Annotated in this window: 14 protein-coding genes; 6 read left to right on the top strand and 8 right to left on the bottom strand. The window is 74.2% G+C overall.

Features of this window, described 5'->3' with window-relative positions; all coding sequences use genetic code 11:
• Positions 1-11: 11 nt before the first annotated feature.
• Positions 12-3,011, bottom strand: coding sequence for a trypsin-like peptidase domain-containing protein (locus tag ACFP1Z_RS27880; RefSeq protein ID WP_390320418.1), 3,000 nt, complete (start codon positions 3,009-3,011; stop codon positions 12-14).
• A 113-nt stretch (positions 3,012-3,124) separates the two neighbouring features.
• On the opposite strand from ACFP1Z_RS27880, the gene ACFP1Z_RS27875 reads away from it, so the two are divergent.
• Positions 3,125-3,640 carry an FBP domain-containing protein gene (locus ACFP1Z_RS27875; protein WP_390320417.1) on the top strand — a complete coding sequence of 172 codons (516 nt, stop codon included), beginning with the start codon at positions 3,125-3,127 and terminating at the stop codon, positions 3,638-3,640.
• A 31-nt stretch (positions 3,641-3,671) separates the two neighbouring features.
• On the opposite strand, the gene ACFP1Z_RS27870 is transcribed toward ACFP1Z_RS27875, so the two are convergent.
• On the bottom strand, positions 3,672-4,097 hold the full coding sequence (locus ACFP1Z_RS27870; RefSeq protein WP_390320433.1) for a pyridoxamine 5'-phosphate oxidase family protein: 426 nt from the start codon (positions 4,095-4,097) through the stop codon (positions 3,672-3,674).
• A 365-nt stretch (positions 4,098-4,462) separates the two neighbouring features.
• Between ACFP1Z_RS27870 and ACFP1Z_RS27865 the strand changes: the two genes are divergently transcribed.
• Complete coding sequence (locus ACFP1Z_RS27865; protein WP_390320416.1) at positions 4,463-4,939, top strand: hypothetical protein; 477 nt, start codon at positions 4,463-4,465, stop codon at positions 4,937-4,939.
• 143 nt (positions 4,940-5,082) lie between these two features.
• Here the strand turns inward: ACFP1Z_RS27865 and ACFP1Z_RS27860 are convergent, their stop codons facing one another.
• Both ACFP1Z_RS27860 and ACFP1Z_RS27855 read right to left on the bottom strand, forming a co-directional pair.
• Positions 5,083-6,123: a protoporphyrinogen/coproporphyrinogen oxidase gene (locus tag ACFP1Z_RS27860; protein WP_390320415.1), complete on the bottom strand. Its 1,041-nt coding sequence runs from the start codon at positions 6,121-6,123 to the stop codon at positions 5,083-5,085.
• The gene (locus ACFP1Z_RS27855) at positions 6,120-7,424 is read right to left on the bottom strand and encodes a globin domain-containing protein (RefSeq protein WP_390320414.1); all 1,305 of its coding nucleotides are present in this window, start codon (positions 7,422-7,424) and stop codon (positions 6,120-6,122) included. The genes ACFP1Z_RS27860 and ACFP1Z_RS27855 overlap by 4 nt, the downstream gene beginning before the upstream one ends.
• A gap of 352 nt (positions 7,425-7,776) precedes the next feature.
• Here ACFP1Z_RS27855 and ACFP1Z_RS27850 point away from each other — a divergent pair, with 352 nt between their 5' ends.
• On the top strand, positions 7,777-8,499 hold the full coding sequence (locus ACFP1Z_RS27850) for a response regulator transcription factor (RefSeq protein ID WP_390320413.1): 723 nt from the start codon (positions 7,777-7,779) through the stop codon (positions 8,497-8,499).
• A gap of 103 nt (positions 8,500-8,602) precedes the next feature.
• On the opposite strand, the gene ACFP1Z_RS27845 is transcribed toward ACFP1Z_RS27850, so the two are convergent.
• Positions 8,603-10,210 carry a sensor histidine kinase gene (locus tag ACFP1Z_RS27845; protein ID WP_390320432.1) on the bottom strand — a complete coding sequence of 536 codons (1,608 nt, stop codon included), beginning with the start codon at positions 10,208-10,210 and terminating at the stop codon, positions 8,603-8,605.
• A gap of 379 nt (positions 10,211-10,589) precedes the next feature.
• On the opposite strand from ACFP1Z_RS27845, the gene ctaD reads away from it, so the two are divergent.
• Positions 10,590-12,281, top strand: coding sequence for an aa3-type cytochrome oxidase subunit I (gene ctaD, locus ACFP1Z_RS27840; RefSeq protein WP_390320412.1), 1,692 nt, complete (start codon positions 10,590-10,592; stop codon positions 12,279-12,281).
• 46 nt (positions 12,282-12,327) lie between these two features.
• On the top strand, positions 12,328-12,687 hold the full coding sequence (locus tag ACFP1Z_RS27835; protein WP_390320411.1) for a hypothetical protein: 360 nt from the start codon (positions 12,328-12,330) through the stop codon (positions 12,685-12,687).
• Positions 12,688-12,802: 115 nt separating this feature from the next.
• Here ACFP1Z_RS27835 and ACFP1Z_RS27830 read toward each other — a convergent pair whose 3' ends face one another.
• Genes ACFP1Z_RS27830 through ACFP1Z_RS27820 form a run of 3 tightly spaced genes read right to left on the bottom strand, consistent with a single transcriptional unit; the run spans position 12,803 to position 15,722 of the window.
• Positions 12,803-13,585, bottom strand: coding sequence for a hypothetical protein (locus ACFP1Z_RS27830; RefSeq protein WP_390320410.1), 783 nt, complete (start codon positions 13,583-13,585; stop codon positions 12,803-12,805).
• Positions 13,582-15,360: a hypothetical protein gene (locus ACFP1Z_RS27825; protein ID WP_390320409.1), complete on the bottom strand. Its 1,779-nt coding sequence runs from the start codon at positions 15,358-15,360 to the stop codon at positions 13,582-13,584. The genes ACFP1Z_RS27830 and ACFP1Z_RS27825 overlap by 4 nt, the downstream gene beginning before the upstream one ends.
• A 5-nt stretch (positions 15,361-15,365) precedes the next feature.
• The gene (locus tag ACFP1Z_RS27820) at positions 15,366-15,722 is read right to left on the bottom strand and encodes a hypothetical protein (protein ID WP_390320408.1); all 357 of its coding nucleotides are present in this window, start codon (positions 15,720-15,722) and stop codon (positions 15,366-15,368) included.
• A 299-nt stretch (positions 15,723-16,021) separates the two neighbouring features.
• Here ACFP1Z_RS27820 and ACFP1Z_RS27815 point away from each other — a divergent pair, with 299 nt between their 5' ends.
• Positions 16,022-22,063 carry an SDR family NAD(P)-dependent oxidoreductase gene (locus ACFP1Z_RS27815; protein WP_390320407.1) on the top strand — a complete coding sequence of 2,014 codons (6,042 nt, stop codon included), beginning with the start codon at positions 16,022-16,024 and terminating at the stop codon, positions 22,061-22,063.
• The last annotated feature ends 46 nt before the right edge of the window (positions 22,064-22,109 follow it).

Here is a 22,109-nt window from a genome sequence, read left to right as displayed (position 1 = left end):
GTCCCGGTTCCTCAGCCCTCAGGATCCCGTAGGGGTGCGAGCTGTTCCAGCCAGCTGGCGCGCTCATGGGCGAACTCGCCCTGTTCCGAGCTGAGTCTGGCCAATATGCACAGGGTATTCCGTTGTGCTCCTAGCTGTTCCGGCTGTCCGGCCAGGAGTGGTATGCGATGGTGTGCCGCCCTCCGCAACGCGAGGTAGGCCTCCCGGTCGCGACCCGTCCTGAGCAGTCCCTCCGCGTGCAGGTCCAGGGTGGTCGGCAGCCGCGCCAGATACCGTCCGGGCTGCCGTTCGGCCAGTTCCTCCAGCAGCGCGACGGCTTCCGCCCCCGAGACCACGGCCTCCTCGGCCAGCCCTGTCCGCTGCCGGCCCCTCGTGAGCGTTTCGAGGCACGTCAGCAGGGTGTCGTCACGCTGGGCTCCGGGCCGCGCCCTCTCGCACAACAGCACGGCACGAGCCGCGTGCTGGGCCGCCGCGTCCACTTGGTCGTCGGCCAGCTCCAGGAGGGCGAGCGTGCTCAGGGCGGAGGAGGTGTCCAGCAGACACCGCTGCCGCGCCGGATCCTGCTCCGGGGCCCGCGCCAGCAACTGTTCGTAGTGGACGACCGCCGACCGGCTGAGTTCCAGTGCGGCGCCGACGCGGCCCTCGCCGCGCAGCAGCAGGCTCATGTTGTGGAGCGCTTTCGCGTGCTCGGCCACGTGACGCCCGTACCGTCGCACGAGATCGCGGCTGAGCGCGACGGCCTCGTGGGCGGCGTCGAGCGCGGAGGACGCGCGGCCGCAGTCGGCGAGGCGGAGACTGTAGCCCCCGAGGCGGTGCAGCCTTGCCAGCAGTTCCTCCTCGGACGCCGCGGTGCCGGACGCCCGCAGCAGCCGTCGGAGCACCACGGCCGCTGCGGGGGAGAGGCTGGAGGGGTGGCCGGGCAGCCGCTTCTCGATCGTGGCGAGCAGCTCGGGTCCGCAGGTTTCCAGGGCGGGAAGCAGGACATCGGTGAGTGGTCGGGCGTAGGGCAGGACGCCGCCGGTGTCCACGAGAGCGGGCAGCAGGAGCTCGGGCCGGTCCGTCGACGCCTGCTGGAGTGCCGTGTCGAGGACCGTGTGCGCGGGATGGTCGTCGATGCGGCCCACACTGGTGCATCCGCGTGCCCTGGCGAGCACTTCGAGGGTTTCCGCGGCCGCCGCGATCCGGGCCTCCTCGATCGGGCCGCCTTCGTCGAGCAGCGCCGAGAGGCAGGCTCCGGCACGTCCCGGGTCCCCCAGCGCCCACAGCACCCGGCGGGTGAGGATCTCGCCGATCCGGTCGGGTTCCAGCGGGGCCACCCGGCCGTCTCCGGTGGGATAGAGCATCCGCAGACAGGTGTGGACGGCCCACATGTCGGGCTGCCGCTGCCCGGGGAGGACCGCGGCGAAGACCCGTTCCAGCGCCGCGACGAGCTCGGCACCGGAGCGGCCGGGAGCCAACGTGGGGACGAGCAGCAGGAGTTCCGCCAGGTCACGGCCGCTGTCCCCGGAGAGGGCGGCCGCCGCCGGGATCCGCGCGGCCAGCAGATCGTGCCAGCCGCGGGTCTCGTGGCCGCAGATCCGCTCCAGAGGGTCCGCGTCCTCCGGCCATGTCCCTCCCTGGAGCCGGGTGAGAACGGCGTCCAGGGCCAGCGCGAGGACGCCCAACACTGAATCCTCCTTGCTCGCACGTTCGTTGAGACTCGCGGGAGCCTCCAGTGCGCGACAGCGGAGCAACTCGGCGAACTTCCCGAAGGCCCACGGCGCGAGAGGGACTCCGTCCGGACCGGTCATGGTGCCGGCGAGAGGGACCACGCGTGCACCGGCCAGTGCCCAGTCCTCCGACAGCCGGTTCCGCAGCGCCTGCCACAGGGGTTCGTCCGAGCGCGCCAGCAGCAGCACCCGCAGCCGCATCCCGTCGGGGCCGTCGAGGTAGACGTGGTCCAGGAGCGCGCAGATGTCGGCCAGGCGGGCCTGCGCGTAGTCGAAGACGACGAGCACCGGGAGCCCGGCTTCCAGGGCTTCGGTGAGTTCACGCAGCCACTGCGGCTGCCCCGGAGCCCCCTTGGCGGCGAATCCGGCGATCCAGCCCCGTTCGTCGTTGAGACTGCGGCACAGCTCGGCGGCCAGAGTGGTCTTCCCGGCACCGCCGGGAGCATGCAACAGGCGCAGCAGGACGTCGGGTTCCTCGTCGCACCAGTCGAGCAGCTCCCCCAGCTCCGGGCGCTCCACGAAGGGCAGCGTGCCGTGGGTGAGGAGGCGGGACGCCGGTACGGACGGCGGTGTCGCGGCGGCACGGGACGTACGCGGGCGCGCGGAACCGTACCGGCCGAAGAGCCTGTCGCGGCGCAGCGGGCTCCCCGTGGCGGCGTCGCGCCATGGGGTGCCCGGCCGGTGGGCCCGCTCGTTGCGGGCCACCAGTTCGGGGAAGTGGGAGCGTACGGCCTCGACCGGGATCATCCAGCCGCCGAGCACGGCCTCCGGACTGCGGCTCGCCTTGAGGACGCCGCACACCCGGCCCGTGCCGAGGTCCAGCACCGGGGCCCCGCTGAAGCCCTCGACCATCTGGTCCCCCTGGAGCCGGACGTACCGGCCGTTGGCCCCGGCCACGGTCATCCGCAGGGTGTCCGCCTGGATACCGGTCTCCAGGACGCCCTCGGTGAACCCGTGGGAGCTCACTTCGCTTCCGTGCAGGGGCTGCCGGGTCGCGAGCCATACACCGATGCCGGGGAGGGGACGGGACAGACGGACTTCCGCGAGATCCGGGAACCCGTGGAACGCGTCGTCCCGCTCGGCGGGCACCGACCGGACGACCTCGGCCTCGACCACCTGCCCGTGGACCGTGACCGTCACGCGCTCGTGGCCGCGTACGACGTGGGCACAGGTCAGCAGGGTGTCCCCGGACACCAGGAAGCCGGATCCGAACGCGGTCCCGGTGCGCACGCTGACGACCTGTTCGATGACCAGCTCGGTCAACTGCTCGTGTCTGCTGCGTCGTTCGCGGTCGAGGCCCACGATGCGCTCCCCGGACGAGGCTGATCGACAACCGCCCACGATACGCCGCGTGGGGCCGGCAGCCGGAAAAATCCCGCGACGCCCGCCCCGCCCCCCTGTTAGCTTCCTTGATCATGCAACCGATCGCCGAAAAAGAGATCCGCGCCTCCTTCGTCAACTGTTCCAAGGGCGAGGCGAGCCGCATCAGCCTGCCCGCCGGGCTGGCCGAACTCCCTTGGGAGCACTTGGACTTCCTTGGGTGGCGGGATCCGGGCGCGCCCGACCGGGGGTATGTCGTGGTGCCGCGCGACGACGGCCTGACAGGCATCACCCTGCGCGTACCGCAGAACATCCGCCGGAGCTTCACCAAGACCACGGTGTGCATGCTGTGCATGACGGGTCACCCGGGATCGGGCGTGACGCTGTTCGCGGCCCGGCGGGCCGGGGCCGCCGGGCGGCAGGGGAACACCGTGGGGACATATGTGTGCGCCGATCTCGCGTGCTCGCTGTATGCGCGGGGGAAGAAGACGTCGCAGCTGGCCGCCCGGTACGAGGAGCGGCTGACGGCCGAGGAGCGGGTCGAGCGGATGCTCGGCAATCTCGACGAGTTCGTGGCGAAGGTCCTGCACGGAGAGCCGGGCCGGAGCTGACCCGTGCCGGGGGTCGGTCCCCGTACGGGCGTCAATCCGCCTGTTCCTCCTGTTCCTCCGGGTCCGTCAGCCGGAAACCGGTGACCAGGTCCGGGCGGACCCGTACCGCGTAGTCCATGCGCTGGTCGACCCATGGCTGGAGCAGGGCCCGGCAGCGGGCGAGTTCCCCGGGGTCGGTGATCAGTTCCGCGTAGCCGGTGATCACGACGCTCCAGCCGAGGCGGGTGACGGGGTCGATGACGTCCGCCTCGTAGGCGACGACGACTCCCGGGGCGCCGGCCTGCTCGACGGCCGGGACGAGGGCCGCGCCCTCGTGCGTGCGGATGATGACGGCGCCGTCGTCGAGGACGTGGTTGACGGGGCGGATCGCCGGCAGCGCGTGCCGGGTGAAGACGATCCGGCCCAGGGCGACGCTGCCGACGAGGCGCAGGGCTTCGGCGCGGTCCAGCGGGACCATGCGGCGCGGGCCGGCGGCCGGTTCCGGGCCGGGGGCGGTCGCCGGCGGGCGGCAGGGATCCCGGTGCGCTGCCGGGCCTGACCGGTTCGCCGCCACGGCTCCGTCGTTCACCATGGCCTCCGGTTCCCTGTCCGTACGTGGTGCGCCGTTCGCGCCGCCGTTCCGGGCGGCGGTCGCGCGTGCGGTCAGTACACGCCCCGAACGGCGTTGGCCGCCAGGGCCGTTCGGTACCGGGGCCGGGGCCGTTCGGCCCCTGCCGCCGGGAGATCACCTCCGTGTTCACTTCCGTTCCGGGCCGGCTGCCGCCCTCACCCGGCGGCCGGCCCCGTGACGGCAAGGAACGGGCTGGGGGACGGGAACGTACGGTGATCGTCGGTATAGGGCACGCGGACCTGAACCCCGCGACGGCCGGGCTGCTGGAGGACGAACTGTCCGCGCGGCTGCGGCGGGCCGGCGGCGACGGGGCCGCCGGGCTGGTACGGGCCGGGGCGGGGCTGCCGGTCGTCTTCGGACGGGCCGTACGGCGCGCCCGGCGGCGGCTGGTCGTGGTGCTGCCCGCGCAGGGCGTGGTGCCCGCGCCGCTCTCGGCGCGGGAACGGACGGCGACCAGGGAACTGCTCGTGATGGCCGAGCACGTGCACCTGCTGACCTGCGATCCCGGCGACCGTGACGCCTGCGTGACCGCCGACGAGGGCATCATCGCCTCCAGCCGGCGGGTGCTCGCCGTGTGGGACGGCTCTCCCAGCAACGGCCGTGACGCGACAGCCCACTTGGTGGCGTACGCCCGTGCCCGGGGCATTCCCGTCGACGTCGTGTGGCCGAAGGGCGCGGGCCGGGGCTGAGCGCTCCGCCGGCGGTCCGGCACGTGGGCTGCGCCGGCGGTCCGGTACGTCGGCTGCGGGTGCGTCCGGGGGTCCCCCTCTGGGGGGCGGTCGCGCCCGCGCGGCACCCACGCTCGGGCCCTCGCCGCGCGGGCCGCCCGCGATCACCCCCGTTCGCCCAGCACCCCCTCCGCCGCCCGCCACCCGCCGGCCACGCAGTCCGCGATGCCCGCCCCCTCGTACGCCGCGCCGCAGATCCGCAGTCCCGGGAGTTTCGCCAGGGCCCGGCGGACCCGGGTGATGCGGGCCGCGTGGCCGGAGACGTGGCGGGGGACGGCGCCGATCCAGCGGGTGACCTCGGTGGCGAGGGGGTGCGCGGTGAGGCCCGCGGCCTCGGACAGGTCGCGCAGGGTGGCGGCGGTCAGGTCCCGGTCGTCGAGATAGAGGGCGTCCTCCTCGCCGTGCCGGCCGATCGTGGCGCGCAGCAGGAACAGTTCGGGGGCGCGCTCGTCCAGCCAGCCCCAGGTGCGGGTGAGGAAGGCGGCGGCGGTGACGGCCCGGCCGGGGACGGGCGGGACGAGGTAGCCGCAGCGGCCCGCGAAACCGTGCGGGCCCTCCACGTCGGCACGGCGGAACGCCATGGTCACCAGCGCCGTCGACGTGTAGGAGACCTGCGACAACTCGGCGGCCGCCGCCGGTGCTTCGGCGGACAGCAGGGTCGCCGCGACCCACGCGGGGGCCGCGATCACCACCGCGTGGCCCGTCACGGTGCGCGTGGGCAGCCGCACCTGCCAGCCGGAGACGCCGCGGGAGAGGGCGAGCGCGGGGGAGCCCAGCAGGATCCGGGCGCCCGCCGCGCGGACGGCGTCACCGACCGCGTCGGCCAGCGCGCCGGTGCCGCCGGTCAGGCCCTGGGGCCGGTGCGACCACAGTAAGGGGGTCGCACCGGAGGGAGGCCGCAGCCGGTCGCCGAGCCCCACGGCACGGGCCAGGTCCACGGCCTCGGGACGGTGCCCGGGTAACGCGTCCGCGCCGAAGTCGACGGGCACGCCAGCGAGTTCACCGGTCCACAGCTTGCCGCCGAGCCGTTCGGCGGACTCCACGAGCGTGACGCGGGCGCCCGCGCCCGTGAGCCGGTGCGCGGCGCTGAGTCCCGCGATCCCGCCCCCGATGACGATCACATGACGTGGCGTCCGCTCCCTCACTGCCGCGCCTCCTCGAAGGCCGCCGCCCGGTGGGCCGTCGGGGAGAGCGTGTCCGGGAGCGGGTCGTGCCGCAGCCGGTCGACGGGCAGCGCGTGCAGCGAGGTCAGCCGCGACACGACGGCGGTGACCATGCCGGGCGGGCCGCTGACGAGGGCCTGGTGCCCGGAGAGGTCCCCGTGCCGGGCCAGGGCGTCGGCCAGTGCGCCGGACTCGCCCGTACCGAGCACGGGGACCACCCGCAGCCACGGCCTGCGCCGCTCCAACGAGGCCGCCCAGTCGGCGTCGTACAGCTCCTCGGCGCCGCGCGCGGCCAGGATCAGGAGGACGGACCGGACGGGCGTACGGCGCGCGGCGAGCTCGTCCAGGAGCGCCTTGCCGGTGGCCCAGCCCGTGCCGCCGCAGACCAGCAGCACGTCGCGGGTGAGGTCGTCGTCGAGGGTGGTGGTGCCCTGGGCGGGCCCCAGCCGCAGGGTGTCCCCGGCCCGGGTGTGCGCCACCAGGGCCTCACTGACCCCGCCGCTGCCGGTCCGCCGCACGTGGAACTCCAGCTCGCCGCCGGGCCGGGGAGCGCGTGCGATCGTGTACTGGCGCCATGCCTGCGGCAGTCGCGGGGACTCGACGGCCGCGTACTGGCCCGCCCGCCACGGATACGGCTCGTGTGCCCGGACGCGCAGCACCGCGAGGTCGGGGCGGCGCAGCTCGTGGGAGGTCACCGTGGCCTGCCAGGAGGCGGGTTCGCCGACGGCCGCGTCCGCGCCCCGCACCATCGCGGCGACGGCGAAGCGCAGCATCCGGATCCACGCCTCCTCCGCCTCCGCGCTCCAGCGCTCGCCCGCCGTGCGCCGCAGCGCCTCGCGGAGCGCGGCCTCGAACGCCCTGTAGTGCGCGGGCCGCACCCCCAGCTTGCGGTGGTCGCGGCCGAGCCGGAAGAACTGCTCGGCGACGTCCTGCGGGCGGTGCAGGTTCTCCACCAAGTACCAGAAGACCTTGGCGAGATGGGCGCGCTGGAACTCCATCGACTCGGGGAACAGCGAGCGCAGCGAGGGCCAGCGCTCGAACATGGCGTCGTAGAGGTGCGTGATGAGCTCCCCGAACGGGGTGACCAGCGCGAGGTGTTCGGTGATGACGCGCTGATCGGCCGCTCCGTCGTAGGAGCCGTCGCGGTTGCCGGCTGTGGGGTTGTGGCCGGCCGGCGTGCCCGGGGACTGCCCCGGGGAGAGCAGCTGCCGGCGCAGCCGCATCGCTTCGTGCCGGGCGAGCAGCGCGTGGTACTCGGCACCGACCGGGCTCGGACGCGGCATGGCAGACCTCCGGTGAGGGGAATGGGGGCGGCGGCCCGCAGGGGACCGTGGTACCGCCCGCCGGCGGAACGGGCACGCCAGTGTGGCACCTGCCCGGGTTGCCCCATCGGCCCTATTCCCTGGGGTCTTTCGGCCCTCCCCGGCCGGGGTCCGTATGCGCTGTGCTGGGCTGTGCGGGCCGCCGCGCCCGGATCCCGCCGCCGTCCCCCCGGTTCGCCGGATGCCCGAGTGCCGCGGCGGCCCGTACCCCGCGCGGGGTGCCCGGCCGGGTCCGGGGATACTGGGGTTCCTGATGTTCCCGCCCGTGGACGGGCGTTTTCCGTGCGTCCCGGCCGACAGAGCGAGCAGCCGCATGACCGACGAGACCGTGCCCGACACCGAGCGATCCGCCACGCCCCTGCGGGTGTTCATCCTCGACGACCACGAGGTGGTGCGCCGTGGGGTGCGCGACCTGCTGGAGGCGGAGGAGGACATCGAGGTCGTGGGGGAGGCGTCCGACGCCCGCGAGGCCCTGGCCCGGGTCCCGGCCGTCCGGCCGCACGTCGCGGTCCTCGACGTACGCCTCGGCGAGCGCGGCGGGTCCGGCGGTGACCACGAGGGCGTCGAGGTGTGCCGCGAGCTGCGCGCCCGGATGCCGGAGCTGGCCTGTCTGATGCTCACCTCCTTCGACGACGACGAGGCCCTCTTCGACGCCATCATGGCGGGCGCGGCCGGCTATGTGCTCAAGCAGATCAACGGCTCCGAACTGGTCACGGCCGTACGGACGGTCGCCACCGGCAAGTCGATGCTGGACCCGCGCACGGCCTCCCGCGTCATGGCGCGGCTGCGTGCCCCGCAGGAGGAGCCGGAGGTCCCGGAGGAGGACGGTCTGGACCGGCTCTCGCCCCGCGAGCGGCAGATCCTCGACCTGATCGGCGAGGGGCTGACCAACCGTCAGATCGCGGACCGGCTGTTCCTGGCCGAGAAGACGGTCAAGAACCGGGTCTCGTCCATCCTGTCCAAGCTCGGCGTCGGCCGCCGGGTCCAGGCGGCGGTCATCTCGGGAAGGGTGCGCTCGCGCGCGGCGGATTCCTGACGGGCGTCCCCGGCTGGCGGCCCGCACGACTCCCGCCCTCGCGGGCCGGGTTCGCGGCGGCGTACCCGCGCGCTTGCCGGGGAGTCGTAGGAGCCGGCCAGTGCTACGGCAACGGCACCCGCCACACGATCCGCGTGCCGCCCTCCTGAGGCTCGGTCACTTCCAGGTGGCCGCCGTGGAGTTCGGCCCGTGAGCGCATATTGGCCAGCCCGCCCCGGTGCGCGGCCGTCCCCACGCCGACGCCGTCGTCCGTCACCGTCAGCACGACGTCCTCACCGGCGGTCAGGGCGAGCCCGACGCGGCGGGCCCGCGCGTGCCGGGCCGCGTTGCTCAGGGCCTCGGAGGCCACCGCCAGGACGTGCTCGGCCAGTTCGTCCGGGACATTGGTGTCCACCGGCCCCTCGATCCGCAGCGACGGCGCGAACCCCAGGGTCCGCGCGGCCGACTGCGCGGCCTCCGCGAGCCGGCGGCGCAGCCCCGGACCGCCGCGCGCGTCCCCGGAGGTACGCAGCCCGAAGATGGTCGAGCGGATGATCTGGATCGTGGCGTCCAGGTCGCCCACCGCGCGCCCGATGCGCTCGGCGGCCTCGGGCCGGTCGACGAGCCGGGTCGTGCTCTGCAGCGTCATGCCCGTCGCGAACAGCCGCTGGATCGCCAGGTCGTGCAGATCGCGGGCGATGCGGTCGCGGTCGTGCAGGACCGTCAGCTCCTCCGACTCCGCGCGGCGACGGCCCAGTTCGAGGGCGATCGCCGCCTGGTCGGCGAACCCGGTGACGAGCGCGACCTCGGTGTCGTCGAAGGCGGGCCGCCCGGCGAGCCGGCTCAGCCGCAACGCCCCCGAGGCCCCGGCGTCCACGGGCAGCGGTACGGCCACGGTCGGCCCGTACGCGTCGTCGGTACCGCTGCCCAGCGGATGCGCCCGCGGATCGGAGCGCACGTCGGAGGTGGCCACCGGCCGGCCGGTCCGCGCGGCCAGCCCGGCCAGCGAACCCCCGGCGGGCACCCGCGCCCCGCGCAGCCGCTCCGCGCCCCGGCCGTGCGCGACCTCCACCACCAGCCGGTCCCGCTCCCGCGGTCCCTCCGGCAGCAGGACGGCCGCCAGGTCCGCGCCCGCGACCTCCACCGCGCGCTCGGCGATCAGCCGCAGCACCTGCCCGGACCCGTCGCCGGACAGCAGACTCCGGGTGATCTCGCCCAGCGCCTCCAGCCGCCGCTCGCGGCGCCGGCTCTCCTCGTACACCCGGGCGTTGTCGACGGCCACGCCCGCCGCGATCGACAGCGTCGTCACCACCGCCTCGTCGTCCGCGTCGAAGGAACCCCCGCCGCGCTTCTCGGTGAGATACAGATTCCCGAACACCTCGTCGCGCACCCGCACCGGTACCCCCAGGAACGTACGCATCGGCGGGTGGTGCTCGGGAAAGCCGTAACTGCGCTCGTGCCGCGTCAGATCGGTCAGCCGCAGCGGCTCGGGATTGCGGATCAGCTCGCCCAGGATGCCCCGCCCGCACGGCAGATGACCGATCTGCCGGGCGATCTCGTCGGACATGCCCACCGGAAGGAACTGCGACAGCTTCTCCCCGTCCCCGACGACACCCAGCGCCCCGTACTCGGCGTCGGTGAGCGTGACCGCCGCCTCCACGATCCCCCGCAGCACCTGCGGCAGTTCCAGGCCCCGCCCCAGACTCATCACGGCGTCCAGGAGGCTGTGCATCCGGGCGGGCTCGGTCAGCCGACGCGTCGGTGCCGCCGTCGGCGTCGTCGTTCCTTCGTGGTCCGCTGTTGTCGACATTTCCTGCTGCTCCCCGGCCCGGTACTCCCGCAGCAGCGTACGTGACGGTCCCTCAGCCCCGACCACCCGGCCCCTCCGGCACCGGGACCTTCGGCCCTCGCCGTGGGCCTGCCCGGCCCCTCTCGATCCCGCCCACCCGGCCCCTCTGTTCCCGCCCGCCCGGCCCTGTTTCGTACAGCCTGGCGAGCCCGATCCTGGTGCGGCCGGGAAGAGCCCGGGCCATGTCCCCCGTCCCCCAGGTGCTCTTCCCGGTCCAGCGCGCACAGCGCGTCAAGCACAACAGAACGAAGGGAAACGGCCGGTGGAAGCACGGCACCAGGACAGTACGGACACGTACGGTCCCGACACGGAGGAAGCGGCCCGGCCCGGACCCCTTCCGCGCGGCGGCAGAGCGACCGTCGTGGAGTGGCTGACCACCACCGACCACAAGCGGATCGGGACCCTCTACCTCGTCTCCGCGTTCGTCTTCTTCCTCGTCGGCGGCCTCATGGCCCTGCTGATGCGGGCCGAACTCGCCCGCCCCGGCACCCAGATCCTCTCCAACGAGCAGTTCAACCAGGCGTTCACGATGCACGGCTCGGTGATGCTGCTGCTGTTCGCCATGCCGCTGTTCACCGGGTTCGCCAACTGGCTGATGCCGCTGCAGATCGGCGCGCCGGACGTCGCCTTCCCCCGGCTGAACATGCTCGCCTACTGGCTGTTCCTCTTCGGCTCGCTCATAGCCGCCGGCGGCTTCCTCACCCCGCAGGGCGCCGCGAGCTTCGGCTGGTTCGCGTACGCGCCGCTGTCGGACTCCGTGCACTCGCCCGGCGTCGGCGCCGACATGTGGATCATGGGGGTGGCGCTCTCCGGCTTCGGCTCGATCCTGGGCGCGGTGAACTTCATCACCACCATCATCGGCATGCGCGCCCCGGGCATGACGATGTTCCGCATGCCGATCTTCACGTGGAACGTGCTGCTGACCGCGCTGCTGATCCTGCTGGTCTTCCCGGTCCTCGCGGCCGCGCTGTTCGCGCTGGAGATGGACCGCAAGTTCGGCTCGCACATCTTCGACCCCGCCAACGGCGGCGTGCTGCTGTGGCAGCACCTGTTCTGGTTCTTCGGCCACCCCGAGGTCTACGTCCTCGCCCTGCCGTTCTTCGGCATCGTCTCCGAGGTGATCCCGGTCTTCTCCCGCAAGCCGATGTTCGGCTACTGGGGTCTGATCGCGGCCACGATCTCGATCGCCGGTCTGTCGGTGACGGTGTGGGCCCACCACATGTACGTGACGGGCGGTGTCCTGCTGCCGTTCTTCTCCTTCATGACCTTCCTGATCGCCGTGCCGACCGGGGTGAAGTTCTTCAACTGGATCGGCACCATGTGGCGCGGCTCGCTGTCCTTCGAGACGCCGATGCTGTGGGCGACCGGCTTCCTCGTCACCTTCGTCTTCGGCGGGCTGACCGGCGTGATCCTCGCCGCGCCCCCGATGGACTTCCACCTGTCGGACTCGTACTTCGTCGTCGCGCACTTCCACTACACGCTGTTCGGCACCGTCGTCTACGCGATGTTCGCCGGATTCCACTTCTGGTGGCCGAAGTTCACGGGCAAGATGCTGGACGAGCGCCTCGGCAAGGTCACCTTCTGGACGCTGACGACCGGCTTCCATCTCACCTTCCTCGTCCAGCACTGGCTGGGCGCCGAGGGCATGCCGCGCCGCTACGCCGACTACCTGGCCGCCGACGGCTTCACCACGCTCAACACGCTGTCCACGGTCGGCTCGTTCCTGCTGGGCCTGTCCCTCCTGCCGTTCTTCTACAACGTCTGGAAGACCGCCAAGTACGGCAAGAAGGTCGAGGTCGACGACCCGTGGGGCTACGGCCGTTCGCTGGAGTGGGCGACCTCCTGCCCGCCGCCGCGCCACAACTTCGCGGCCCTGCCCCGCATCCGCAGCGAGTCCCCGGCCTTCGAGCTGCACCACCCCGAGGTGGCGGCCCTGGAACCGGCCTCCCGCTGACGGCAACCCCCGCGACACCACCGGACGTCGAAAGGATCCGACTGCCATGTCCCAGCCCGTGCTCGCGCTCGGCACCGCCGCGCTGTGCGCCTCCGGTTGCGTCTGGTACCTGCCCGCCGCCGTCGACCTGCGGGCCGGCGGCGACCGCCCGGACTCACTGCGTCTGACCGCGGCGGGCACCCTGACCGGCTGGGGCACGCTGGCCCTCGTCGGCATCCTGCTGCTGACGCCCGCGCCGTGGCAGGCCCTGGGCGCCGTGACCGCGACGGGGGCGGTCGCGGTGGCGTGGTTGTGGGGGAGGTCGTGGGTGCAACGGAGGCGCGAGCAACGGGAGGAGAGCGTGCGGTGGGAGGAGCTGCGGGGGGCGGGGGCGCGTTCGCCTGGGGCGCCTCGCGGGTCCGGGTGAGCGGCATCTCCAGCCCGTCCGGCACTTGAGGACCGGGGTCTGGGGCGGAGCCCCAGTTAAGGGAAAGGGCGGGGAGGGAAAAAGCCCGCCGCAGGCGCCCGGCCCCGCCCCGCCCTCACCCCGTGGCCCGCAACAGATCCCGGATCGGAACCGTCCCCACCGCCGGCCCGTAGACCCGCTGACCATCCGCCCGGTAGCCGACCGCCGCCGGCACCGCCCCACCCGCCTCCGCCAGCGCAGCCCGCCGCGCGTTCTCCCCGCCGGGCAGCCGGTCGACCAGCTGGAACTCCACCGGGTGCGCGGAGATCGCGGCGAGCTGTTCGCGGTGCGTCCACAGCCCCTTGCAGTGCGGGCAGTCGCTCGACCCGTACACCACGATCCGCTCGATGAGCGGGATCCGCGCCGGGTCCGTGGCCCGCTGCTCGGCCCGCGCGCGCGGCCACCACAGGCCCGCCGCCACCGCCGCCCCCGTCAGCGCCGCGTCGGCCGCGCCCAGGGAAGCGGTGTGCGCGGGCACGGTCACGAGCGCCGCCGCCGCGCCCAGCACGCCGCTCGCGAGGAAGCAGGCCGCCGCGTGCCCGTACCCGAAGCGCGTGGTGAAGCCCGCGCCGAAGCAGCCGCACGTACGGCCCCGCAGCACGGCCGCCGCCACCCCGTACCCGAGGAAGAGCACCGCCAGCACGGCGCAGCGCGGCCGGGCGCCGCCCGGGGTGATGACCAGCAGGACGACGACCGTCTCCAGCACGACCACGTGCACCGGCCCGACCAGCCAGGCCGCGCGCCCGCGCACCGGCCACCGCAGCTGCGTACGCGGCCAGTCCAGCAGCTTGGCGGTCACCGCGAAGGCCACCACCGCGAGCGCGGCCGCCGCGCACAGGGCGAGGAGCGCGGCCGTCACCGGTCACCCCCGCGCAGGCCGACGGGCCGCAGCCAGCCCTCGCCGACCCCTCCGGCGAGCCGGTCGCGCACCGGGCCGGGCAGGTCGAACGTGCGGATCGGGGCCGTGCCCGTGAGCACGTCGGCCGTCGACGGGTCGATCTCCAGGGCCGTGAGGTTGCGGCGGTCGACGACCATGGCGCCTCCGAAGGGCAGGGGATGGACGGACAGCCCGTCACCCAGCCGCAGCCGCCCCGCGACATCGGCGGGCGGCGCCGGCTCGGGGACGCGCTCGTGCTCGGTGGGCGGCTCGGGCACGGGCCGGGCGGCCGGGGAGGTGTGCTCGTGGAAGGCCTGGGGCCAGGCGGCCGACGTGGCGCAGATCCGGTGCAGTTCGAGGGAGTGCCGCAGCCGTCCCGAATCGCTCGCCAGGGCCCGGGCCAGGGCGTCGTGCCGCACCCAGCCGCTGCCGGAGAGCCGGTGCAGCAGGGCGGCCCGGCGGTCGTGGTCGGCCAGCCGTGCCGTGGCCCAGGCCGCCGCCAGCAGCCGCTCCCTGGCGGGGCCGGGCGGGTCGGCGGGACGGATGTCGGCGGGCAGCAGCTGGTGCAGCAGGGAGCGCTGCGGCCGCTCGCGCGCCTGGGTGAGGACGGTGCCGACGACAGCCGGGTGCAGCACCGGCAGCAGGGCCCGGGACGGCCCGGGGCACGCGTCGAGGAGCGCGGCGATCGTGGCGATCCTCGCCCGGACCGGGGGCCGGGCGTCGCGCGGCACCAGATGCCCGGCCGTCCACGCGGCCCGCGCCTCGGCGGCGGCGCGCAGCGCGCCGGCCCCCAACAGGCCGTCGCCGGCGTCCGGTTGGGGCGGCAGTGCGGGCAGCTGCGACCAGGCCCGCTGCGGGGGCTGTCCGTTCAGGGCCTGGGCGGGCTGGTCGGCGACGAGCCGCTGCCAGCCCCGCCGCCACCAGGGGCGCCGCACGACCGACGGCGACAGCAGGACGTGCACCCCGGTGCCGGCGACGGGCAGCAGTCCGCCGCCGCGCGCGGTGAGGACCTCGGCCCACGGGTCGCAGTCGGCGGGCAGGAGCACCGCGTTGCGGTCGCGGCGGGCCTGCCAGGCCGCCGACGCGTCGGTGACCTCGCAGGCCGGCAGCACACCGGTGATCCGCGGGTGCCGCAGATCGAGCACCGGCACGTCGACGCGGGCGTGCGCGGCGGTCAGCGGCAGTCCCTCGTCGGCCGCGAGCCGTGCGAGCGCCATGGACCCGCTGCCGCCGGACACGGCGAGCTGACCGGCCGGCAGCATCGCGAGCGCGTGCACGAGCGCCTGCCGGATGCCGGTGGCCGGGAGCTCGCGCAGGTCGATGTCGTGCAGCCGGATCCGCAACCGGCCGTCGGACCAGGAGAGTTCGGAACCGGGCGGCAGCCGGTACACGCCCTGCCACGGTGTCAGCGGCGGCGGTACGGCGGCGCCGGTCAGCAGGGCCGCGACGGCGGGGCCGTACGGGCGTGCGCCCGGCCCGGCCGCCGTGCGCGGGTCGGTGGCGAAGCGCACCCCGTCGCCCGTCTCCGTGTAGAACACGGGGAGTTGGGCGAGGGCCTCCCGGCCGACCGCGCGCGTCGCCGGGTTGCACCAGGTGCGCGTCGGCTCCGGCAGGTCGTCGAACGCGGACCACTCGACCTTGCCGACGGCCGGGATCCGGCAGCCGCACGCCCGTAGCTGGGTGACCGACACCCCGCCCGTGCGGAACAGCCCGACGAACCCCACGGCCCTGCCCTCGTGCGCACACGTCCCCGCCATCGGCCTCACCTGCCCGCCTTCTCCGGATAACGGGCCAGCACCTGGCACAGCGTCTCCACGGGGACGTCCGTGGAGACCACTCTGCCGCCGACCTCGACCCACGAGCACAGCCGTCGCCGCCCGCCGTCCGGCACCGGCTCCACTCCCACCACCAGGCCCGCGCAGTGGCCCAACTCCCGCAGTGCGACGGCCGTCAGCGCCGACTCGCGCAGTGGGCTCGCGAACCCGCACACCGCGCGCTGCGTCGCCCGGGCCGCGCGCGCCGCGTCGAGCGCGCCGACCCGCCACGGGCTCGCCGGTGTCGGCCGCTCCAGCATGCCGACCAACTCGTCCGTCGCGCACCGGCGATGCCGCAGCACCACGCGTGCCAGCCTGATCCGGTCCCATACGCCGACCCGCACGAACCACCCCCGGACATGTGTCGTCCCCTCGCCGCTTTCCCGGTCAACTGTCGGGCCTGCACCGTGAGGTGGCCAATGCAACGAAGCTTCCCCCATGTCGCTACTCTCCGGTTTGCCCGCGCTGCGGGGGGCTCGTCGGACTCCGTGCCCCGTGGTCACCCACAAGGGTGTATGGGCGGTGTTGCGTCCCATGTCCTGGGAAAATATGACCTGTTGACAGATCGCCGAGTCAGTGACGGAACGTCAGCTGGAGGCGCGGGATGGAAGACCGGCGACACCGAGAACACCGCCTCGCACACGACCCGGTCGCGATCGTCGGGATCGCCGGGATGTTCCCCAAGGCCCGTGACATCCGCGACTTCTGGGACAACATCGTCTCCGGCCGCGACTGCACCGACGAGGTCCCCGCCGCGTGGTGGGAGACCGGCCACTACTACGACCCCGACCCCTTCGCCCCCGACCGCACCTACTGCCGGCGCGGCGGATTCCTCGCCCCCGTGGCCTTCGACCCGATGGAGTTCGGCATGCCGCCCAAGGCGCTCGACTCCACCGGGCTCGTGCAGTTGCTGGCCCTGACCGTGGCGCGGGACGTCCTGCGCGACGCGGCGAACGGACGGACCGGCTGGCACGATCCGGCGCGCACGGGCGTGGTGCTCGGGGCGTGCGGCTTCAACTCCACCGTGCTCCCGCTCGCCGCCCGGCTGCTCGCACCGCCCCTGCTCAAGGCCATGCTCGACTCGGGGGTGCCGGAGGACGGGGCCCGGCGGCTCACGCGCGCCTTCCTGGAGGGACTGCCCCACTGGACCGAGGACTCCTTCCCCGGGATCCTCGCCAACGTCGTCTCCGGCCGCGTCGCCAACCGCCTCGACCTGCGCGCCGCCAACCACACCGTGGACGCCGCGTGCGCCAGCTCGCTCGCCGCCCTGCGCGCCGCCGTGGACGAACTGACCTGCCGCCGCGCCGACGTGATGCTCGCCGGCGGCTGCGACGCCGACAACTCCGTCGTGTCGTTCATGTGCTTCAGCAAAACTCCCGCGCTGTCCCTCACCGGCCGGGTACGGCCCTTCGACGAAGCCGCCGACGGCACACTCATCGGCGAGGGACTCGGCATGCTCGCCCTCAAACGCCTCGCCGACGCCGAGCGCGACCAGGACCGGATCTACGCCGTCCTGCGCGGACTGGGCAGTTCGAGCGACGGCATCGCCAAGAGCATCTACGCCCCCTGCGGGGAAGGCCAGCTGACAGCGCTGCGGCGCGCGTACGAGGACGCCGGCTGCCCGCCCCGCACCGTGGAGCTCATCGAGGCGCACGGCACCGGCACCCCGGCCGGCGACGAGGTCGAACTGACCGCCCTCAACACGCTCCTGGCCGACACCGGGGAGCGCCGGTGCACGGCCGTGGGCAGCGTCAAGTCCCAGATCGGCCACACCAAGGCGGCCGCCGGAGCCGCCGGACTGATCAAAGCGGCCCTCGCCCTGCACCACAAGGTGCTGCCACCCACCATCAACGTCACCACCCCCAGCGCCTCCGCCCGCGAGGACGGCGCCGTCTACGTCAACACCGCCGCCCGCCCCTGGATCCGCGACCCCGCCCGCCCGGTCCGCCGCGCGGGCGTCTCCTCGTTCGGCTTCGGCGGCGTCAACTACCACGCCGTACTGGAGGAGTACGCGCCGGGCGGGGCGAGCACCCTGCACCGGGTGCCCCGTGCCTGCCTGTGGCACGCCGAGGACCCGGGCGCCCTCCAGGCCCGTATCGAGCACGGCGACGACCCCGACGACGGCCCCGTCCCCGCAGCGCACGCCCGCCTGGGGTTCGTCGCCGACGGCGACGAGCAGTACGCCGCTCTGCGCGCCGAAGCCGACGCACGGCTCCGGGAGAACCCCGACGGCGGGGCGTGGCGCTCGCGTTCGGGCATCCACTACCGGCGTACGGGCCTGCCGCCGGACACCCGGGTGGGCGCCCTGTTCACCGGACAGGGCAGCCAGTACGTCGACATGGGACTGCGATCCCTGCTCGCCGTCCCCCCGCTGCGCGAGGCGTTCGACGCGGCCAACGCGCTCTTCCCGCCGGGGGACACCCTGGCCCGTACGGTCTTCCCGCCGCCCTGCCCGGCCGACGACGCGGCCGCGGACCGCCTGAACCGCACCGACTACGCACAGCCCGCCGTCGGGGCGCTCGCCGCCGGCCAGTACCGGTTCCTGCGCGAACTCGGCCTCGCCCCGCACGGCCTGCTCGGCCACAGCTTCGGCGAGCTGACCGCGCTGTGGGCGGGCGGAGTCCTCGACGACGAGGCGTTCCACGCGCTGGCCCACGCCCGGGGACAGGCCCTGCGCCCCCGGGACGACGGCAGCGACCCGGGCGGCATGGCGGCCGTACGGACGACGGAGGACCGCCTGGCACAACTGCTCTCCGGCCGGGCCGAACTCCTCGTCTGCAATCGCAACGCGCCGGAAGAGCACGTCATCGGCGGCCCCACCCGGGCCGTGGACGACTTCCTCGCCCACTGCGCCGAACAGGCCGTGCCCGCCGTACGGTTGCCGGTCGCCGCGGCCTTCCACACCCCGCTCGTCGAGCATGCCACCGCACCTTTCGCGGCGGCCTGCGCCCGGGCGGAGTTCAAGCAGCCCTCCGCTCGGGTGTACGCCGGAACCGCCGGAGCGGCCTACGGCGCGGGCGCCGACGCCGACCGCGCCACACTCGTCGGACAACTCCGCACGCCGGTCGACTTCGCCGCCCGGCTGCGCGAGATGCGCGCCGACGGCATCCGCGTCCTCGTCGAGTTCGGCCCCCGCGACACCCTGTCCCGCCTGGCCCGCGCCACGCTCGGCGAGGACGGCGTGGAGACGGTCGCCTGCGACCGGGGCCCGGCGGGCGACAGTGCGCTCACCCTGAAGGAGGCGGCCCTCCGACTGGCAGTGCTCGGCCTGCCGTTGACCGGCATCAACCGCTACGACGCGCCCGCGCGCCCGGCCTCCCGGAAACCCTCCAGCATGGCCCGGCTCCTGGAGGGACCGAACTTCGCGGCCAACGCCGCACGAGAGGCGGCCGAACGGCGCGGCCCCGCCGAGGTCCCGGCGGGATGGACGCCTCCTGTGCCGATCCTGGCCGACGACCCGCTCGCGGAAGCCGCCGCCGCGCACCTGGCCGCGCATGTGCGCTACATGAACGGCCAGTTGGCCACCGCGCAGGAGCTCACCGCCCTGTTGCGGGCCCGCGAGGCGGACGGCGGGATCGACGAGGCCTTCGCCGCCGCCGTGACGGCGATCAGCGAGCACGGCCTGGCCGTGGGCGAGGCACACACGCGCGCCGGCGAGGTCGTGGCGGAGCTGCTGCGCGACGGCGCCGGATCCCCTCCGCCCGCGCCCCTGCCCCGGCCGGCGCAGGACGAGCCGGAGCGTGCGGAACGCCCCGCCGAGGAGGCCGGGGAGCCGGGGACACGGGAGCCTGCCCCCGTATCCGACACGGACCGCTCCGCTCTCGCCGAACTCCTGGCGAACGACGGCGGGATGCCGCAGCACGCAGTGATGAGCGCGGCCGACATCGACATCGAGGAAGCGGAACGGGTCTGCCGGGGCATCCTCGCGGAGAAGACGGGCTACGACCCCGAACTCCTCGAACCCGACATGCTGATCCAGGAGGACCTGGGCATCGACTCCCTCAAACAGGTCGAGATCGCGGCGGAGGTGTGGCGCCACTACCCCGTCATCAAGCGCGAGGAACTCTTCCGCTTCAGCGAGGCCCGCACGGTCGGGGACCTGGGCACGATGCTCCGGGAAGTCCTCACGGGCCCGAGGGGCGAACTGCGGCACAGCGGAGCCGTGCCCTTCGGCCGGGCGTACGTCGGCCTGCGGACGCTTCCCCCCGTGGATGTGCAGACCGACGCCTACCGGGACGCCCCGCGCGCCGTACTCCTCGACGACGGCGGAGAGTTGTGCACCGTGACCGGCGAGACACTGCGCGGCCGGGGATGGGACGTGCGCCGGCTGCTGCTTCCCGGCGCTGAGCGCGAGGGCGGCCACGCACGGCTGAGGACCTGGAACGAGGACGAACTGGCCGAAGAACTCGGGGCGTTCACCGGGGACGACACCGGCATCGACCTGTGCGTCCTGCCGGTGAGCCGTACGTCCGTCGCCGACGCCGGCCACGCCGTGGCCCGGCTCGCGCACGCCGTCCTGGTCGCCAAGCACACCCGCGAAGCCCTCAAGAAGACGGCGCGGACGGGCAAACGCGCCGCGTTCGTGACGGTGACGCGGCTGGACGGCGCGCTCGGCCACGCCGGATCGGGCGCGGACCCCGTCGAGGCGGCGGCCGGCGGCCTCGCCGGGCTCGTCAAGACCGTCGCCCTGGAAGCGGCCCCGCTGTTCTGCCGGGCCGTGGATCTCGCACCCGGCATGGACACCGAAGCGGTGGCCGAGGCGTTCGCCCAGGAGATCAGCGACGCCGCCACCGACATCACCGAGGTGGCACACGACGGCGCACAGCGCCGCACCCCCGTCCTGAGCGGCACCCCCGACCCCGCTCTCGCCGCAGCGCCCGCCGGCCCCGGCCTCACCGAGGACGACACCCTGCTCGTCACAGGAGGCGGCTCGGGCATCGCCGCCTGGTGCGTGACCGCCCTGGCCGAAGACGTCCGTTGCGGATTCCTGCTGCTCGGCCGCACCCCGCTCACCGACGAACCGGCGTGGGCCCAAGGGCTCACGACTCCCCAGCAGTTGCTGGACGCGGCCACCGAAGCGGCCCGCACCGCCGGGCAGGACGTCACCGACCCCGGGATCCGCGACACCATCGCCCAGGAGCTGGCCGCACTGCACCGCGTCCGCACGGCCCGCGCCACGCTCGACACCCTGCGTGCGCTCGGCGCACGCGCCGACTACCTCACCGTGGACGTGCGCGACGCCGACGCCGTCACCCGGGCCCTGGCACCCCACGCCTCCCGGATCACCGGAGTGATCCACGCGGCGGGTGTCCTCCGCGACCGCCCGCTGAGCCAGATGACCGAGGAATCGATCGCGCCCGTGATCGGCACGAAGCTGTCCGGCCTGTACCACGTGCTCGGTGCGCTGGACCCCGGTCGGCTGCGGCACCTGGTGGTGTTCTCCTCCGTCTCGGGTCTGTGGGGGAACGTCCGCCAGGCCGACTACGCACTCGCCAACGAAGCGCTCACCCGTGCCGCCCGCGCCCTGCGCGCCGCCCACCCCGGGCTGCGGGCGACCTCGATGGTCTGGGGGCCGTGGGAGGGCGGCATGGCCGACCGCGTCCACCGGCTCATGGAGGCGGCCGGGGTGCCCGTGCTGTCCCGCGAGACCGGCACCGCGCACTTCCGCGCGTGCGCGGGCCCCGACGCCGGAGCCGACGGCAGCGTCGTCGTCGGACCTCTGGAACCCGTGCTCCGCCACGTCCGCGAACTCCCCGCGGGCGGCCTCACGGCGCTGCGCTCGCTCGACGGCCTCGACCACGAACGCGTCCTGCGCGAACACCGGGTCGCAGGGCACCCCTTGGTCCCGATGACCGTGATCGTGGGCGCGGCCCTCCACGTCGTCGAGCGGGCCCAGGGCGGACACCGCACGGTGGTGCGGTGCCGCGACGCCCGCGTCGCCCGGGGGCTCTACCTCGACGGCCATCACACGCGGCGCCTCGCTGTGCACGTGGTGCCGCAGGAGACGGAGGGAGATTCGACGGCACACGTCAGCATCCGCCGGGCCGACGGCCGCGGCGGCCAACTGCACTTCGAAGCCCGCTTCCAGTGGGCGGAGCACCCCGGGGAGCCGCCACGCCTGGAGCTGCCGCCGTACGAGATCCCCTCGCGGCCGCACTCGTGCTACGCGGACGAACTCCTCTTCCACGGACCGTCACTGGCCGGGCTTCGGGAGGTACTGGAACAGGACGACCGCAGGCTCGTCGTCCCCGCGCGGCTGCGCGACCCGGACTTCGCGGCGGGGGCGTACGGCGGCCGGCTGTACAGCCCGTGCCTCGCCGACCTGTTGGTACAGGCCGCCGCTCTCGTCTCCTACCGCTGCCAGGGGGTGGTGTGCATGCCGGTGAGCGTGGAGTGCATCGATCTGTACGCCCCGCTGCCCGACGACGAGGAGTTCCTGATCGTGGGCGAGATCGACGCGCACAGCGCGCTGGACATGCGCTGCACGATCACGGCGTGCGACACGGGCGGCCGCGTGCTGCAGAAGTGGAGCGGGCTGCGGATGCTGAACGCGAGCGAGGAACAGGCGGCGCGCTTCCTCAGCAACATGATCGCGGAACAGCGTGCCCTCGGCGGCGGGCGGCCGAACGGGGGTGGCGCGGGATGAACGAGGAACTCGCCTTCGAGGGGCTCCCGTTGGGGCAGGAAGAGAC

Source organism: Streptomyces gamaensis (genome assembly GCF_042656465.1).
Taxonomy (GTDB): domain Bacteria; phylum Actinomycetota; class Actinomycetes; order Streptomycetales; family Streptomycetaceae; genus Streptomyces; species Streptomyces gamaensis.
Note: the sequence above shows the minus strand (reverse complement) of the source record. Positions and strands in the feature narration are given on the sequence as shown.

Bases quoted from the DNA above. Each gene is read 5' to 3' on its own strand.
- ACFP1Z_RS27875 (WP_390320417.1), top strand. From the start codon at position 3,125: ATGCAACCGATCGCCGAAAAAGAGATCCGCGCCTCCTTCGTCAACTGT.
- ACFP1Z_RS27870 (WP_390320433.1), bottom strand. From the start codon at position 4,097: ATGGTCCCGCTGGACCGCGCCGAAGCCCTGCGCCTCGTCGGCAGCGTC.
- ACFP1Z_RS27855 (WP_390320414.1), bottom strand. From the start codon at position 7,424: ATGCCGCGTCCGAGCCCGGTCGGTGCCGAGTACCACGCGCTGCTCGCC.
- ACFP1Z_RS27850 (WP_390320413.1), top strand. From the start codon at position 7,777: ATGACCGACGAGACCGTGCCCGACACCGAGCGATCCGCCACGCCCCTG.
- ACFP1Z_RS27845 (WP_390320432.1), bottom strand. From the start codon at position 10,210: ATGCACAGCCTCCTGGACGCCGTGATGAGTCTGGGGCGGGGCCTGGAA.
- ACFP1Z_RS27835 (WP_390320411.1), top strand. From the start codon at position 12,328: ATGTCCCAGCCCGTGCTCGCGCTCGGCACCGCCGCGCTGTGCGCCTCC.
- ACFP1Z_RS27825 (WP_390320409.1), bottom strand. From the start codon at position 15,360: ATGGCGGGGACGTGTGCGCACGAGGGCAGGGCCGTGGGGTTCGTCGGG.
- ACFP1Z_RS27815 (WP_390320407.1), top strand. From the start codon at position 16,022: ATGGAAGACCGGCGACACCGAGAACACCGCCTCGCACACGACCCGGTC.